This window comes from Tsukamurella sputi (genome assembly GCF_007858445.1).
Lineage (GTDB): Bacteria > Actinomycetota > Actinomycetes > Mycobacteriales > Mycobacteriaceae > Tsukamurella > Tsukamurella sputi.
Map to the genome: position 1 here is coordinate 1 of NZ_VIGV01000188.1, position 536 is coordinate 536.

1 protein-coding gene is annotated in these 536 nt (G+C 36.8%); it reads left to right on the plus strand.

The window, feature by feature from the left end:
• Positions 1-410: 410 nt before the first annotated feature.
• The coding region (locus FK268_RS26175; RefSeq protein ID WP_158636224.1) for an HAD hydrolase family protein at positions 411-536 on the plus strand (126 nt) is incomplete at its 3' end.

The following is a 536-nucleotide window of genomic DNA, read 5'->3' on the forward strand; positions in this document are numbered from 1 at the left end:
GGAACGGGTCTTGAAGGGATTGCATTTTTGCCATTTTAGTTCTCACTTTTTTAGTTCTTATCGTCGTTATATGATGAGTTCTCTATTTTATCAGAGCTCCTCGCTACAAGAAACCGACTCTATAGTAACATAAAGCCTGCTACCGACTAGTATCGATCGGCTTTATTACCGCCTTATTATAATCTATTTAGCACTAAAATGAGAAATTAGTTTCAAGTATATAGCGATAATATCGATCATTAAAAGCCCAACTTAAAAGCGCTATTAATCGATTTAGATCAAGATTTAGATCTAGGATGAAATGAAAAGGGATAAAAGAGATCATCTGATCACCGCTTGTCGCCTTCACGCTATCACTCTATACTCTACAAGTTCTCTTTTATGCATTTCACTCGACAAAAGGATCTTTCATGAGCTTTAAAGCGATTTTTCTAGACCTTGATGGCACCAGTCTCAATGATAATAATGCACTCTCTCCGGCACTTCAGGAGATTCTTACGATACTAAAATCGAAAGGGATTCAGATCATCTTCAGT